We start from the raw sequence: 15,453 nt of genomic DNA, 5'->3' as shown, positions 1-15,453 counted from the left end.
ATATGTCCCAACTGACTCACCTTAATGCGTCGGGCGAGGCGCATATGGTTGATGTTTCAGCCAAAGCTGAAACTGTTCGTGAAGCTCGCGCAGAAGCTTATGTCACTATGAACCCAGCAACCTTAATGATGATTGTTGATGGTAGCCATCATAAAGGGGATGTGTTCGCTACAGCGCGTATTGCGGGTATTCAAGCGGCAAAAAACACCTGGCAGCTTATCCCATTATGTCACCCACTATTGTTAACTAAAGTTGAAGTGATCCTGAAAGCGGAACCCGAACATAACCGTGTCCGTATTGAAACTTGTTGCCGGTTAACAGGGAAAACAGGGGTAGAAATGGAAGCGTTAACCGCTGCATCTGTTGCTGCTTTGACGATTTATGACATGTGCAAGGCAGTGCAAAAAGATATGGTGATTGGCCCTGTTCGTTTGTTAGAAAAGACAGGCGGTAAGTCTGGACATTTTAAGGTGGAATAATGATCACAGTATTATTTTTTGCTCAAGTCCGTGAGCTAGTTGGAACGGATCGCTTAGAACTTACAGAGACTTACCAAAAAGTGGAAGACTTACGCCAAGCCCTTTCACAAAAAGGCGATCGCTGGGCGTTGGCACTTGAAGATGGCAAATTACTTGCCGCTGTTAATCAATCATTTGTTTCACTAGACCACCCACTCTCAGAAGGGGATGAAGTGGCCTTTTTCCCACCAGTCACTGGGGGGTAATATGGAAAACACTCATATTGCAGTACAAACAGAAAATTTTAGTATTGGTGAACAATATCAATGGCTTGCACAGTGTGATAGTGATGGCGCTGTTGTGACTTTCACAGGGAAAGTACGTAATCATAATTTAGGTGATAGTGTGGCGGCATTAACGCTCGAGCACTACCCAGGAATGACCGAAAAAGCGTTAGCAAAGATAGTTGTAGAAGCAAAAGAACGTTGGCCATTGCAGCGAGTTAGTGTGATCCACCGCATTGGTACCTTACAACCAGGTGAAGAAATTGTTTTTGTTGGGGTCACGAGCGCCCACCGTAACGCTGCATTTCAAGCCGCTGAATTTATTATGGATTACTTAAAGACCAAAGCCCCATTTTGGAAAAAAGAAACCTTACCTGAAAATGAACGTTGGGTGGAAGCGAAAGAAACTGACGAAGCGTCTGCAAACCGCTGGTAATCGCATTTTTTCCGCTAAAAAATACGAATTTGCTGAATGGTATTGTCAAAAGAATGTGTTAGACTTTGGTTAATTTCTCCGATTGCAGTATTTTTACTGGGTCGATTTTTCTTTTAGCGAAAGGGTAACCATCATGGGTCAGTTTGATCAACGTAATGATTCTCTTGTCCAGGGTGCCAATACTGGCGTTCAGGCATTTATGTCGCAAGTATACGGCTGGATGACAGTCGGTCTACTGCTGACAGCTTTTGTGGCATGGTATTCAGTTAGCAGTGGTTTGTACTACACCATTGCAACCAATAAAATCCTCTTTTTCGGAATGATTATTGCTGAACTTGGTTTAGTGATGGGCATTTCATTTCTGCTGCAAAAAATTAGTGGCATGGCAGCAACGGGCATGTTTATGCTCTATTCATTGCTCACAGGCTTAACAATTTCAGTTATTCTTGCTGCGTATACTGGTGAGTCCGTTGCGGGCACATTTGTTATTACCGCAGTGATGTTTGGTGCATTAAGCTTCTACGGCTATACCACTAAACGTAGCTTAACAGGTATGGGTAACTTCCTGTTTATGGCGCTGATCGGTATTGTTGTCGCTTCTTTGGTTAACATCTGGCTGCAAAGCACCATGATGTATTGGGTGATCACCTACGGTGGTGTTTTACTGTTTGCTGCTTTAACCGCTTATGACACTCAAAAACTGAAAGAAATGGGTTCACAAATTGATGAAGACGACAGGGAAACAATGCGTAAGTACTCTATTATGGGTGCACTGTCTCTGTATTTAGACTTCATTAACCTGTTCTTAATGTTACTGCGTATCTTCGGTGACCGCCGCTAAATTCAGTAGCTCTCCTCATAATGCAATGAAATGAGGGGATAGACGTCGTTAAAATTGAAAACCCTTGTTACTTCGGTAACAAGGGTTTTTTGATCTAAATACTATCGTAAAATATGATTTGGATATTATTAGCTTGCTTGTTATTCAAAGCGTTAATGGTAGTTCCAATGCTTTAAATTGTGCTTCCAAAGCGTAATGTGATTTCTTTATGATCACGCTATTTTCTTCCTAAATAAATAATAAGCCACTGAGCTGGTGATTATCGCAATGATAAATAGTGGCCATAAGCTGTGAAAGATAACTGAAAAATCAGCATTTTTTAGGTATATCTGTTTGGTGATTTCAGTGAAATGGCGAATAGGGTTAATCCACGTGATTTGTTGCAGCCAAATTGGCATGTTCTCGACTGGGGAAATGTACCCCGATAACAGCACTGCTGGCATCATAAATACAAATACCCCAATGAATGCTTGTTGCTGAGTTGAACACAGTGCTGAAATGAGTAAACCGAACCCTACCAATGACAACCCGTAAAATAACATGGTGGCATAAAAGAGGAGCAGGGAGCCAGCAAAAGGAATTTGATAGCAAAAGATCCCAATAACTAGGACCAAACTTGCTTGTGCTGTCGCTACTATCAATGCAGGCACCGCCTTACCAATAAATATTTGCCAAGTAGTCAGGGGGGATACTAGCAATTGGTCAAGGGTACCTTGCTCCCTTTCCCTCGCGATAGAAAGAGATGTCACAATCAACACTCCAATTGTGGTTATCAACGCTACCAATGAGGGCACAATAAACCACTTATAATCTAAATTTGGGTTGTACCAATTGCGAACAATTAATTCACTGTTGTTTGGCAGAGCCTGTGCTTGCGTTAGCTCATGTTGGTATTGAGTGACAATTTGTGCAACATAGTTTGCTGCAATTTGCGCGCTATTTGAATTACGCCCATCAAGGAGTAACAGCATGTTAGCGCTATGGCGACTTGCAACATCGGCACTAAAGTTTTGCCCAAAACGGACAACCAGCAGCGCTTTGCGGTTATCAAGCGTTTCACGAATTTCGTGTTCATTCTTCAATAATAAAACCTGAGAAAACGCACTGGCTTTGGCGAGACGTTGAGTCAGCTCGATAGAATGTTCACCATTGTCTTGGTCAAAAATAGCAATGGTTGTGTTAGTCACTTCAAGCGTGGCTGCTAGGGGAAATAAAATCATCTGAAATATCACGGGTAAAATCAAAATAACCCGTGTTTGTGGTTCTTGAAGTAATGATTGAAGCTCTTTCATAATTAAGGTGTATAGGCGATAAAACATAACTTCACCTCAATCCAAACGACGGCGAGTTTTTAGCGCCGTCAGTCCAATAAATAGTATTGCAGAAGCGATTAGTAGCAGGAAATCTATCAATAAAACAATATAGATATCACCCGCAAGGAATAGCGTTTGTAGGCTGCTGACAAAGTAACGGGCAGGGATAAAATAAGTTACAGCCTGAATGATTGCAGGCATGCTATCAATTTCAAAAATAAACCCAGAGAGCATAATTGCCGGTAAGAAGGCGGCATTCAGAGCGACCATCGCTGCGTTAAATTGGTTGCGAGTAATTGTTGAAATCAATAACCCCATCCCCAGTGCGGTTGCTAAATAAAGGCTGGTAATGACAAATAATACGAATAAAGAACCACGATAAGGCACCCCTAAGATAAATGTGGTGACAAGCATGCATAACACCATCACAAAAGACCCAAGAACTTGATAAGGCAATAATTTTGAAAGCAATAATTCAGTTTTAGTAATTTGGGTTGAAAGCAATGCTTCCATCGTGCCACGTTCCCATTCTCTTGCGATAACTAAAGAGGTCAAAATGGCACCAACTACGGTAATAATGATACTAATTGCTCCTGGAATAATAAAATGCTGACTAATTGCAGCTTCATTAAACCAATAGCGCATATTGAGCTCTATTAATGGGTCTGTTGGGTAGCCTTGATTTTCCCCTTGCTGTGCCAACCATGTTTGCCAAACACCTTGGGTATAAGCTTGCACAAAGTTAGCTGTATTTGGTTCGCTACCATCAGTAATAACCTGAATAGCTGCATGGCCTTGTTTTTGCAACAATTGAGCTGAAAAATTGACAGGAATGACGATAATGCCGCGAATTTCACCCGCTTGCATTTTGTCGATTAATAAATGGCGGTTATGACTAATAGTCACATCGATAAATGGCGAACCCGTGAAGGTATCAACCAATTCACGTGCTTGAGAGCTTTGTTGATCAAGTAAAATACCAACGCGTAATTTACTTGAGTCTAAATTGATACCGTAACCAAAAATAAATAATAACATCAATGGAATAAGTACAGCGATAAGGGCACTGCTGGGGTCACGAGTAATTTGTTTACTTTCTTTCCAGCATAGTGCTTTAAGCCTACGCCACGAAAAATGAGAAGCGGAATGCGTCATTTTGCCTCCTGTTGCTTATCATAATCCATAATCAAGCCAATAAATGCATCTTCCATCGATGGGTCGGGATTATCGGTAGTCGTCACTTGCTGTTTGAGCTCGTCAGGCGTGCCAGCTGCAATAATTTTTCCATGGTAAACCAGCCCTATACGGTCACAATATTCTGCCTCATCCATAAAGTGAGTCGTGACCATTACGGTGACGCCTTTATCTACCATTCCATTGATATGTAGCCAAAATTCCCGACGTGTGAGTGGGTCAACGCCTGAGGTTGGCTCATCTAAAAATAAGATATCAGGCTCATGCATCAATGAGCAGGCGAGGGCTAAACGTTGTTTATAACCCAGAGGGAGGGATTCAGTAACCTGATTGATAATCGGTTTGAAATTAAAAGCCTCAACCATTTCGTGGATTTTTTTGACTTGTTGCTGATGGTGTAACCCATAAACACCTGAAAAGAATTTCAGGTTTTGTCCCACTTTCAGGTTGCCGTACAGCGAGAACTTTTGTGCCATATAGCCAAGTTGTTGCCTGACTTTGTTTGAACTCGTTTTTAAATCCATTCCAAGAACGAGTGCTTGCCCACTTGTGGGTTTCATTAACGCACACATCATTTTAAAGGTCGTTGATTTCCCTGCACCATTTGGCCCCAATAAACCAAAAATTTCCCCGCGTTTCACTTGGAAATTTACGCGATCAGTTGCGGCAAATTGGCCAAATTTTTTGGTTAAATTACGCGCTTCTATGACGGTTTCTTCAGGAGCAGGTGGAATTTGCGGCACGATAGCGGCTAATTCCGAACGATGAGATGGGCCTCCACCTAATAAGTCAATAAATGCATCTTCGAAACGAGGCTGCGCTTCAATGAGTTTCCCATCTGCCATATTTAATGCGGTTAATAAATTCGTTTGGGATGCATTCGGCTTCAAAATTAAGCGAATATAGCGGCCTTGGATCACGCCATCGGTAGTTTCTGGTAATACGAGTGCATTTTGCAATACTGTGCGTTTTTGTGTGGCAGGTACATCGAGTAAAAAGGAACGTCCCGCCATTTTTTCAGTCAATAATTCAGGTTTACCTGCATAAAGCTGTTTGCCTTTATTTAATAGCAGTACATTTTTACACTGTTGTGCTTCATCTAAATAGGAAGTACTCCAAAGGATCAGCATTCCATCATCAGCAAGGGTATGAACCATTTGCCAGAGCTCCCGCCGAGCGATGGGGTCAACACCAACACCGGGTTCGTCGAGTAAAAGAACCTTGGGTTTTCCTAGTAATGTACAGGCTAACCCGAGTTTTTGTTTCATCCCCCCTGATAATTTACCCGCCAGCCTACTGGTAAAAGGAGCTAAGCTAGTGAAAGAAAGCAGCTGCTGATAGGTTTTTTGCCGCTCTTCGCCGAGTACTCCACGCAAATCTGCGTACAAATTTAAATTTTCCTGTACGGTCAGGTCTTCATATAAACCAAATTTTTGGGGCATATAGCCTAGGTCTGCTCGCATAGCAATGCTGTCGTCGATGGGGTCGAGCCCCATCACGCTAATTTTCCCAGCATCTGGTTTTAATAGCCCTGCAATCATGCGCATTAAGGTTGTTTTTCCTGCACCATCAGGGCCGACAAGGCCAGTTACAGAGCCCCCATGAATATCGATTGTTAAGCTTTCAACGGCAGGTGCACCTAAGCCAGCAAAAGCTTTCTCGACGTTGGATAGGCGAATACTGTAATCATCACTCATAGCAAACTCTTACTGTTTATTATCAGCAAACTGAATAGTCACAGGCATTCCTTGGCGTAAAGCATCGTCAGCATCATTGACAACGATACGCAGTCGATAGACTAAATCGGTTCTTAAATCAGGGGTTTGTACGCTTTTAGGCGTAAACTCAGCGGTAGGGGAAACAAACCCGATGGAACCATGATAAGGCTGATTCGGGCGGCTATCGGTATACAGCAAGACCTCTCTACCAGGGATGGCATCTCCGAGGTGTGGTTCGCTAACATAGGCTCGAACCCAAACGGGGTTTGTTAATGTGACGCTAAATACGGTATTACCTGCACTGATGATTGTGCCCGGTTCTATTGCTCGGGTTAAAATAGTCCCAGATGAAGGTGCAGTTAAAATGGTGTCTTGCAAGTCGAGTTCAGCTTGGGCAACAGCCGCTTCAGCTTGTAACCATTCACCTCGTGCAGCGGCTATTTCTTCTTGGCGAAAGCCACTTTGGTATTGATTCAGCTTGTCTTGTGCTGCTTGAAGAGCGGCAAATGCTTGGTTTCGGTTGTTTTTCGCGCTGTCTAAATCATTAGCTGAAATAACGCGAGATGCTGCAAGCCCTTGCTGACGTTTATAAAAGTTATCGGCATATTGCCAAGCTGCTTGTTTTTTAGCCAACTCCGCTTCAACTTGTGCGATTTCTTGGGTGCGGTAACCACTTTCTTTCAAAGCGAGTTGGGCTTTGGCGCTGTCGCGCACCCCTTTGGCTTTATTTAACGCGTTAATGTAGGGAGCGTCATCCAGTTGACCAAGCTGCTGGCCTGCAATAATTTTTGCACCTTCATCAACGCTTAGGGATGCAAGCTTGCCCGGGACACGAAAACCGAGATTTACCGTGCGGACATCAACATTGCCGTAGAGTGTTAATATCTTGTCTTGCTGTGATTGATAGTAGTAATAACCGCCAATTGCAGCGCCGATTAATATGAGAATAATGAAAACAACAACAGAACGGTTTTTATTGCTCATAGCTAACCTTACTTAAAGAATCCACGATATGAAAACAAATTTGTTGTTAGAGGCCGCTGTTTTTAGTGGAAAAATGTGGCATAAATTACAATAAAATCATCAGCCTCTAGTTATTATCAATGTGAATAAATCACTTTAATATTTTTATCATATCACTTTTCATATTGTTTGCGATGGCGTAAGCCTGCTAATAATATATTTGTATGCTCAATAAGAACTTGATTAATAATTTTAAATTCATTTTCATTAATATGCTTCCAACCGGTTTGACGTAATAACGTCTCTCTAGCAATACGAAATGACAGCGTTTCGCCAAGGATAGCGTGAGTGTGAATTAGCGTTGTTAAATGATTGGGATCAGCACCAATGTAAATGGCAATCAAACGGTTTAGACGCGAATGTATTGGGCCTAAAGCCTGTTCGTGGATGATTGTATAGGCTTCGGTTGGGTTGAGTTGTTCACGTGCTAATATGCGAGAAAAACTTAAATTTTTCTTTTCCAACTGAAAGTGATTATAGGCAATGACTGTTTTTTGTAGTAAACCAAGCGCATCATCAGTGACTTGAACTGATAAAGGTTGATTTAGAAAGTTGTCAATTTCTTGAAAGACATCATGGAAATCGTCCCGGATTGTTTGTGTGATAAGCTGAGCAACAGCTAAGTAAAGTCCTTCTTTTGAGCCAAAATAATAAGAAATTGCGGCAATGTTTTGCCCTGATGCCTGTGCGATTTTGCGTGTGGTAGCGCCATCAAGCCCTTGTTCTCCATATACATCAGCAGCAGTGAGAAGCAATTGCATTTTCGCATTTTCTCCTCGCAATGTTGACGATGAATTTGTATTCATAACCATTCCTTTAAAAATTCAGAATTAAATAATATCTAATTAGCTCTTGGTGGCTTTTCATTTTTATAAAAATCAAAAAACGACATCTCATAGTACCATGTAAGTATATATACTATACGAATGAGATTTTATATTAATTTATTAACCAAACTAAATTAATATATTTATCATCAGCAAATGATGTTAGAATTTTACACAGTGTCGCACGGCAGTTTGCGCTTTTCTTCTGACTCACTTCCCCATAACTGCCACATTCAATTTGAAGCGGTGAAGCCCGGAGTAATTAATTTGACTACTTTTTCAGACCTCGCGTTAAACGAGGAAATTTTGCTTGCCATTAATGAATTAGGCTATGAAAGTCCTACGCCTATTCAACAACAAGCTATCCCAGCCGTGCTTGCAGGAAATGACCTTTTAGCTAGCGCCCAAACAGGTACAGGTAAAACGGCTGGTTTTACATTGCCAATTTTACAAAAGCTTATTATAACTCCTCGAGCAGGGAAGGATCGCAAGCCTATTCGTGCGTTAATTTTGACGCCAACAAGGGAGCTTGCAGCACAAGTAGCTGAAAATGTAAAAGAATATAGCCGTCATTTACGTATTCGTTCTTTTGTGGTCTTTGGTGGGGTAAGCATTAACCCACAAATGATGAAGTTACGTGGCGGGGTTGATGTCTTAATTGCAACTCCGGGGCGCTTATTAGATTTAGCGCACCAAAATGCGGTAGATCTTTCTCAAGTCGAAGTTTTCGTACTTGATGAAGCTGACCGTATGTTAGATATGGGGTTCATTCATGATATTCGTAGGGTGATTAATAAGTTACCTAAAAAGCGCCAAAACTTATTATTCTCAGCAACGTTTTCTGACGAAATCAAACAACTGGCGAATAAATTACTCAATAATCCAGTGACTATTGAAGTTGCTCCACGAAACTCAGCTTCGGAGCAAATTACCCAGTATGTGCATCTGGTTGATAAAAAAAGAAAAGCAGAGCTGCTTTCGTTTATGATTGGCCGTGAAAATTGGCAACAAGTCCTCGTCTTTACACGTACAAAACATGGCGCAAACCGTCTTGCTGAGCATTTAAATAAAGATGGCGTTAAAGCTGCGGCTATTCATGGCAACAAGAGCCAAGGAGCGCGTACACGTGCATTAGCTGACTTTAAATCTGGAGATATTCGTGTTTTAGTGGCAACGGATATCGCAGCTCGTGGTCTTGATATTGAACAGCTTCCTTATGTGGTGAATTTTGAGCTACCTAATGTTGCAGAAGATTATGTTCACCGTATTGGCCGTACAGGCCGTGCAGAATCAACTGGAATGGCTGTTTCCTTAGTCTGTATTGATGAGGCTAAGTTACTCAAGGATATCGAGAAATTATTGAAAAAATCGATTCCATTGATGGCGATTGAAGGCTATGAGCCCGACCCATCCATCAAAGCGGAGCCTATTCAAAAAACACCACAACGGAATGAACGTCGTTCAGGCGGTTCAGGTGATAGGAATCAAAGTAAAGCACCACGTCGTAGCAATGCACCATCGTCAAAGCCGAGTTCAGGAAAGGCGGCGGGTTCCCCATGGAAAAACGCACAGAAAAAAGTCAAACAAGGGCGTAGTGATAGTTAACCTCCCGTAATCTTGTAGCTCTTTTTAATGTTAATAGCATTGACTAGAGCTATTTGAAAAACCATTTCAAGCCAGTCTCTGGCCACTCCTGTCTTAGAATTTTTCCTGCTTATCAATTAAATAAACGGTATGATAAGCAGGAATTATTACGTTTTTTGTGAGTCACTTATGCGCGTTTTATTAGCTCCTATGGAAGGGGTTTTAGATCCTCTAGTTCGTTGTTTATTAAGTGAAGTTAATGACTATGACCTGTGCATAACAGAGTTTGTTCGTGTGGTTGATACCCTTTTACCCGCAAAAACATTTTACCGTTTATGCCCTGAGCTAAAGCATGAAAGTCGTACCCTTTCAGGGACGCTTGTCCGTGTACAGCTGTTAGGGCAGCATCCTCAGTGGTTAGCAGAAAATGCAAACCGAGCGGTCGAGTTAGGATCTTGGGGGGTTGATTTAAATTGCGGGTGTCCATCAAAAACAGTCAATGGCCATGGCGGTGGTGCGACATTATTGAAACAACCTGATTTAATTTATCGAGCTGCTAAATCAATGCGAGAAGCGGTTCCAAAAGAATTACCTATTTCGGTTAAAGTCCGTTTAGGGTGGGATAGCTCTGAATTTGCTTATGAAATTGCAGATGCGGTTCAACAGGCAGGGGCCACAGAGCTCACTGTTCACGGTAGAACGAAAGAAGACGGTTATAAAGCAGAGAGTATTAATTGGTCTGCTATTGGAGAGATCCGCCGTAAATTATCGATCCCAGTGATTGCTAATGGTGAAATTTGGGATTATGCGAGCGCACAGCGCTGCCTTGAAATCACAGGTTGTGATGCCGTGATGATTGGTCGTGGAGCACTAAACACCCCAAACCTTAGCCGGGTGGTTAAATTTAATGAATCTAAAATGCCTTGGGAGCAGGTTGGCAGGTTGTTATTAAAGTATACGGAGCTTGAAAAACAAGGAGATACAGGCCATTACCATGCTGCTCGAATCAAGCAGTGGCTAGGTTATTTACGTAAAGAATACCATCAGGCAGATGAACTGTTTTCTCAGGTTAGATCGTTAAAAAATGCCCAACAGATTGCGCAAGTGATAACTGAAATTGTGAGTAATTAGTTATGAATAATGTTAATTAGCAAAATTTTATAGTTGCGAAATTAACTCATAGGGTCTTTACTTAATTGGTAGGAGAGCGATTTAATTTATTTAAAGCTCATACTGTTGTCTGAAAATATTTTGATGTATGTCGTGAAATTACCTAGTCTGGGAGGCGTAAGATGGGTGTAATAGCTTGGATTATTTTTGGTCTAATTGCTGGTGTTTTAGCTAAGTGGCTGATGCCGGGTACTTACCACATGGGGTTCATTATGACCACCGTGTTGGGGATTGTTGGTGCTGTTGTGGGTGGTTACATCAGCACTTTCTTTGGTAAAGGAAAAGTTGATGGCTTCAACTTTGGTAGCTTTGTTGTCGCGGTTATCGGAGCGATAGTCGTGCTGTTCTTAGCTGGGATATTTGCCAAATAGCTATTTTCTCTACTTGATAAATCTTTATTCTATAAGCCACTTGAATATTAAGTGGCTTATATTTTTATGGCGGTGGGGAGGCTACGACTCAATTGGCAGGCCGTTATCTTGCCCCCATTGGGCCCATGAACCATCATACAAACGTATGTTTTGGTTACCTAATAATGTTAATGCCATTAATACCACCGCAGCGGTCATTCCTGAACCACAGGTCGTCACAGAAGGTGCATGGATATCCACACCTTGTTTAGTAAAGATAGCTTTAAGTTGCTCTGGTGATTTGAATTCACCCTTTTCAACGAGAAGATCCCATGGGACGTTTTTGCTCCCAGGAATATGACCCATACGCAAGCCTGGACGAGGTTCCGGCGCTTGGGCAAGAAAGCGTGGCTCTGCACGAGCATCAATAATTTGAATTTTGCCTTGATTCACAATATCAAGCATTTGCTCTCGATTCAGTGCATTACTGTCTTTGCGTGTTGCATGGAACTGTTTCGCAGCTGGTGGAGTGACTTCCCCGGACTGAACATCAAACCCAGCAGTTTTCCAAGCATCGATACCACCAGCTAAAATTTTAACGTTTTTGCAGCCCATTGTAGTAAAAGTCCACCATGCTCTTGGGGATGAAAATAAATTATTCTGCGAATAAATAATAACTTGGGTGTCATTGCCAATGCCCATGGCACTAACGGCTTGGCTAAAAATATCGGCACTTGGCAGCATATGGGGTAAATCACAGCTTTTGTCTGCAATTTCGTCTTGATGAAAGAACTGAGCGTTAGGAATGTGTTCTTCTAAATATTGCTGGCGGCAATCATAAGGTGCAGTCGGTGGTGGAGAGGATGCATCGAGTACAACGATGTTGTCATCAAATAGATGTGAATTTAACCATTGTGGGGTGACGAAATAATCGTTGTACATAAGCTATCTCCATCCTGGGCTGATAAATTATTTTAAAATTATTGAATTTGATTGGGTGCTGGCAGTGCTGAAGGGGATTGCGGCTGCCCTTGTTCAAGGGGAGTTGTTGAACGTGTATAAATGTTCATACCCGCTAAAACAATACCGCCAACAGAACCAAAAGCACATAATGCGCAAAGTGCGATAACAACCTTTTTCATTTTTTATAGCCTGCCTAGTGATAAAAATTCAAAATAGTATAAGAACTCAAAGTATAACCGGATGAGTGTTGCAAACAAGTTAAAAGCTATTTTTTCTGTTGCATAATGGGCGTTTTGCAAAAAGCTTCCCAATTTTTATGTATAATGGGTATTAATACAGTAGTTTTGCGAAGCGGTTGGCAAAAAATTTTTTTTCCTATTTCGTATTGTTGTCGGTTTCGTTATCTTTCATCTTAACTTTGGTCACCTGCATAATTTATGTCCCTGTCAAATAAAACTAAAGAACAAATAACTCAGTGGTATAAAGGGTTATCCGTACAAATTGACGGGTTTGTTTCTCGAGCCCCACAGCGGGAGATGATCGCGCAAGTCGCAAAAAACCTAGCGGATGATGATGGTCGCCATTTGGTCATAGAGGCACCTACAGGGGTGGGGAAAACGCTATCTTATTTAATACCGGGAATTGCAGTTGGCAGGGAAGAAGGAAAAACCTTAGTAGTCAGTACGGCAAATGTGGCGCTACAAGACCAAATTTATAGCAAAGATTTACCGTTATTAAGCAAAATTATTCCTGATCTAAAATATACGGGTGCATTCGGGCGTGCTCGTTATGTTTGTCCCCGTAATTTAGAAGCTATCTGCGCAGCAGAAGGCGAACAAATTGATTTAATGTTATTGGTGGAAGATAAAACAGAAATTGCGAATAGTGAAGAACGGGCAATTTGTCAGCAGCTGCGGCATGATTTTCAGAGCTTTGCATGGGATGGGTTAAGGGATCACCACAAACGTGCATTTAGTGATAGTTTATGGCGTAAAGTTAGCACTGATAAAATGAATTGTTTGGGTCGTAATTGCCAATTTTATCAGCGGTGTCCATTTTTTATTGCTAGGCGGGAAATTGAAGATGCCGATGTGGTGGTCGCTAATCATGCATTGGTTATGGCCGCAATGGAGAGTGAGTCGGTTTTGCCGGACCCGAAAAACTTATTATTAGTGCTTGATGAAGGCCACCATGTCCCAGACGTTGCGAGGGATGCCCTTGAAGTTGAAGGCGAAATTACGTTAGTTCAATTAACGGCACAGCTTGATAGCTTTATTCAGCATGTTGGGCAATATATGAGCCAATTTCGTCCAGTGAAGCCACCAAAGCTTGCTAATCCTGAACGGTTACAGCAACATGCAGAAAAATTACGGGAAACATTTCGCGATTTCTCATTATTAGCGAATGCATTATTACCAGAAACATCAAAAGAAACTGAATATTTATTTCCACTAGGTGTGTTACCTGAAGCAATGCAATTAAGCTGTCAGGTGTTGTTCAAGCAGACTGATGCGTTACAAGGGCTGGCTGAAGCTATCTTAAATGATTTAACGGAACAAACTGCGAAACAAGATATCGTTCGCTTACATCGTTCCATTATTGTGACTAGCAGGGCTATGGGGTACTTTGAAAATATGTCGAAGCTATGGCGGCTGGCGGCATTAGAGCAAAGTTCAGGAGCTCCTGTGTCAAAATGGTTAAGTCGGCGTTATGAGAAAAACCAATCTCGTTTCTTTATGCATTGTGCGGGGATCCGAGTAAGTGAGCAGTTACAACATTTGTTATGGCGCAATGTGCCTCATATTGTCATTACCTCGGCAACACTGAGGTCGTTGAACAGTTATTCACGTTTTATGGAGCTCACAGGGCTATCCGAAAAAAGTGATGACCGCTTTGTGACATTGTCTTCCCCTTTTAACCATGTTGAGCAGGGTAAAATTATTATTCCTAAAATGGAATATGAGCCAACTATCAATAATGAAGCTGAACACTTAGCAGAAATGGCGGTATTTTTCCGTGAGCAATTTACTCAAAATACTCATCGTGGAGTATTGGTTTTATTTAGTAGCCAAAGAGCGATGGAAGGCTTTCTCGAACACGTAAAAGATTTGCGCTTGCAGCTTTTGGTCCAAGGAGATCAACCTCGCTACCGGTTAGTTGAAACACATTGCGAAAGAATTAACCAAGGGCAAGCTAGTGCCTTAATTGGCTTACAATCGTTTGCTGAGGGGTTAGACCTCAAAGGGGAATACTTAACTCAGGTCCATATTCATAAAATTGCGTTTCCACCAGTAACAAACCCAGTGATTATCACAGAAGGGGATTGGTTGAAATCATTGAAGAGATACCCATTTGAAGTACAAAGTTTACCGAGCGCTTCATTTAATTTGATACAGCAAGCGGGCAGGCTAATTCGTAGTCATGAATGTTATGGTGAAATTATTATTTATGATAAACGTTTACTGACTAAAAATTATGGTAAAAGGCTATTAAATGCATTACCAGTATTTCCGATAGAACAACCCGAAATACCTAAAAAACAGTAAATAATTAAATTAACTCATTTTATTTTTAGATATTTAAATAACAGTTTGATTTATAGTTATTTACTCGCAAATAAAATGGCCACTTTTCAGTGGCCATTGGTCAATTTTAATTGACTCTATTTACGACATTACTCAATATTTGCTTCTAAGAACCAGAGGAATTTATCCATATCGCGGGAAGCCGCAGTAAACATATCCGCAGTGTCTTCGTCTTCCACTTCATCAATGGCTTTGCGGATATCATTCGCGACAATAGCATAGCGGTCGGCTAACGCTTTCAAGTGGTCTTGTACGCTATGGATATTAATTGGGTAAGCTTCTAACGAAGTGAAGCGGTTAACTTCTTGGGTTGTACCAATAGCAACCCCACCCAATTGAACCGCGCGCTCTGCGAATTCATCTAAATGTTCAACTAACGTGGTTCTAAAGCCATCTAGCATTTCATGTACAGCGATAAAATTGCGACCACGCATATTCCAGTGGGCTTGTTTAGTCATTAGAGAGAGATCGGTAAAGTGGACAACCATAACATTAAGAATTCCAATGGTTTCCAATTTTACGCTGTCTTCCATATCATTACGTGTATATAAAAGTTCATTTGAAGATGCTTTAAATAATTTAGCTGTGCTCATGATTCATCCTCTCTTAAATATGAATTTGTTTAGTAACCTCATCTGTCAATAAATATAAAATAACCAAACTAATTTGTCATGATGTAATAAACGATTAATTTAATAGGTCTATTC

16 protein-coding genes are annotated in these 15,453 nt (G+C 41.4%); 8 read left to right on the top strand and 8 right to left on the bottom strand.

The annotated features are described in order from the left end of the window. The first annotated feature begins 2 nt into the window (after positions 1-2). From moaC to PSF67_RS11080, 4 genes are all read left to right on the top strand, one after another. Complete coding sequence (gene moaC / locus PSF67_RS11095) at positions 3-479, top strand: cyclic pyranopterin monophosphate synthase MoaC (RefSeq protein ID WP_272676916.1); 477 nt, start codon at positions 3-5, stop codon at positions 477-479. Then, positions 479-724, top strand: coding sequence for a molybdopterin synthase sulfur carrier subunit (gene moaD / locus PSF67_RS11090; RefSeq protein ID WP_102138367.1), 246 nt, complete (start codon positions 479-481; stop codon positions 722-724). Before moaC ends, moaD begins: the two co-directional genes overlap by 1 nt. A gap of 1 nt (position 725) precedes the next feature. After that, the gene (gene moaE / locus PSF67_RS11085; RefSeq protein ID WP_166266382.1) at positions 726-1,178 is read left to right on the top strand and encodes a molybdopterin synthase catalytic subunit MoaE; all 453 of its coding nucleotides are present in this window, start codon (positions 726-728) and stop codon (positions 1,176-1,178) included. 133 nt (positions 1,179-1,311) lie between these two features. Then, positions 1,312-2,019, top strand: a complete 708-nt coding sequence (locus tag PSF67_RS11080) for a Bax inhibitor-1/YccA family protein (RefSeq protein WP_004256664.1) — start codon at positions 1,312-1,314, stop codon at positions 2,017-2,019. Positions 2,020-2,231: 212 nt separating this feature from the next. Here PSF67_RS11080 and PSF67_RS11075 read toward each other — a convergent pair whose 3' ends face one another. The 5 genes from PSF67_RS11075 to cecR form a co-directional block, all read right to left on the bottom strand. Continuing rightward, positions 2,232-3,338: an ABC transporter permease gene (locus PSF67_RS11075; protein WP_195698355.1), complete on the bottom strand. Its 1,107-nt coding sequence runs from the start codon at positions 3,336-3,338 to the stop codon at positions 2,232-2,234. 9 nt (positions 3,339-3,347) lie between these two features. Then, positions 3,348-4,487, bottom strand: a complete 1,140-nt coding sequence (locus tag PSF67_RS11070; RefSeq protein WP_272676915.1) for an ABC transporter permease — start codon at positions 4,485-4,487, stop codon at positions 3,348-3,350. Beyond that, positions 4,484-6,223, bottom strand: a complete 1,740-nt coding sequence (locus tag PSF67_RS11065) for an ATP-binding cassette domain-containing protein (RefSeq protein WP_272676914.1) — start codon at positions 6,221-6,223, stop codon at positions 4,484-4,486. The genes PSF67_RS11070 and PSF67_RS11065 overlap by 4 nt, the downstream gene beginning before the upstream one ends. 9 nt (positions 6,224-6,232) lie before the next feature. Beyond that, positions 6,233-7,228, bottom strand: coding sequence for a secretion protein HlyD (hlyD, locus tag PSF67_RS11060; protein ID WP_272676913.1), 996 nt, complete (start codon positions 7,226-7,228; stop codon positions 6,233-6,235). Between the two features lie 152 nt (positions 7,229-7,380). Then, positions 7,381-8,079, bottom strand: coding sequence for a transcriptional regulator CecR (gene cecR / locus PSF67_RS11055; RefSeq protein WP_195698358.1), 699 nt, complete (start codon positions 8,077-8,079; stop codon positions 7,381-7,383). A gap of 282 nt (positions 8,080-8,361) precedes the next feature. Between cecR and rhlE the strand changes: the two genes are divergently transcribed. The 3 genes from rhlE to PSF67_RS11040 all read left to right on the top strand — a co-directional run bounded on the left by rhlE (position 8,362) and on the right by PSF67_RS11040 (position 11,219). Continuing rightward, complete coding sequence (gene rhlE / locus PSF67_RS11050; protein ID WP_272676912.1) at positions 8,362-9,699, top strand: ATP-dependent RNA helicase RhlE; 1,338 nt, start codon at positions 8,362-8,364, stop codon at positions 9,697-9,699. Positions 9,700-9,867: 168 nt separating this feature from the next. Beyond that, positions 9,868-10,809 carry a tRNA dihydrouridine(16) synthase DusC gene (gene dusC / locus PSF67_RS11045; RefSeq protein WP_102138375.1) on the top strand — a complete coding sequence of 314 codons (942 nt, stop codon included), beginning with the start codon at positions 9,868-9,870 and terminating at the stop codon, positions 10,807-10,809. 161 nt (positions 10,810-10,970) lie between these two features. Continuing rightward, the gene (locus PSF67_RS11040) at positions 10,971-11,219 is read left to right on the top strand and encodes a GlsB/YeaQ/YmgE family stress response membrane protein (RefSeq protein ID WP_004256598.1); all 249 of its coding nucleotides are present in this window, start codon (positions 10,971-10,973) and stop codon (positions 11,217-11,219) included. An 81-nt stretch (positions 11,220-11,300) separates the two neighbouring features. On the opposite strand, the gene sseA is transcribed toward PSF67_RS11040, so the two are convergent. Both sseA and PSF67_RS11030 read right to left on the bottom strand, forming a co-directional pair. Next, entirely contained in the window at positions 11,301-12,140 is an 840-nt protein-coding gene (gene sseA, locus PSF67_RS11035) for a 3-mercaptopyruvate sulfurtransferase (protein WP_272676911.1), read from the bottom strand. A gap of 38 nt (positions 12,141-12,178) precedes the next feature. Continuing rightward, positions 12,179-12,340, bottom strand: coding sequence for a hypothetical protein (locus PSF67_RS11030; RefSeq protein ID WP_004256593.1), 162 nt, complete (start codon positions 12,338-12,340; stop codon positions 12,179-12,181). A gap of 258 nt (positions 12,341-12,598) precedes the next feature. Between PSF67_RS11030 and dinG the strand changes: the two genes are divergently transcribed. Further along, on the top strand, positions 12,599-14,707 hold the full coding sequence (gene dinG / locus PSF67_RS11025) for an ATP-dependent DNA helicase DinG (RefSeq protein WP_102138377.1): 2,109 nt from the start codon (positions 12,599-12,601) through the stop codon (positions 14,705-14,707). A 128-nt stretch (positions 14,708-14,835) separates the two neighbouring features. Here the strand turns inward: dinG and dps are convergent, their stop codons facing one another. Next, positions 14,836-15,339, bottom strand: a complete 504-nt coding sequence (gene dps / locus PSF67_RS11020; protein WP_102138378.1) for a DNA starvation/stationary phase protection protein Dps — start codon at positions 15,337-15,339, stop codon at positions 14,836-14,838. Positions 15,340-15,453 lie beyond the last annotated feature (114 nt).

The sequence above is a fragment of the Providencia sp. PROV076 genome, from assembly GCF_028483405.1.
In the GTDB taxonomy this organism is placed as follows: domain Bacteria; phylum Pseudomonadota; class Gammaproteobacteria; order Enterobacterales; family Enterobacteriaceae; genus Providencia; species Providencia huaxiensis.
Note: the sequence above shows the minus strand (reverse complement) of the source record. Positions and strands in the feature narration are given on the sequence as shown.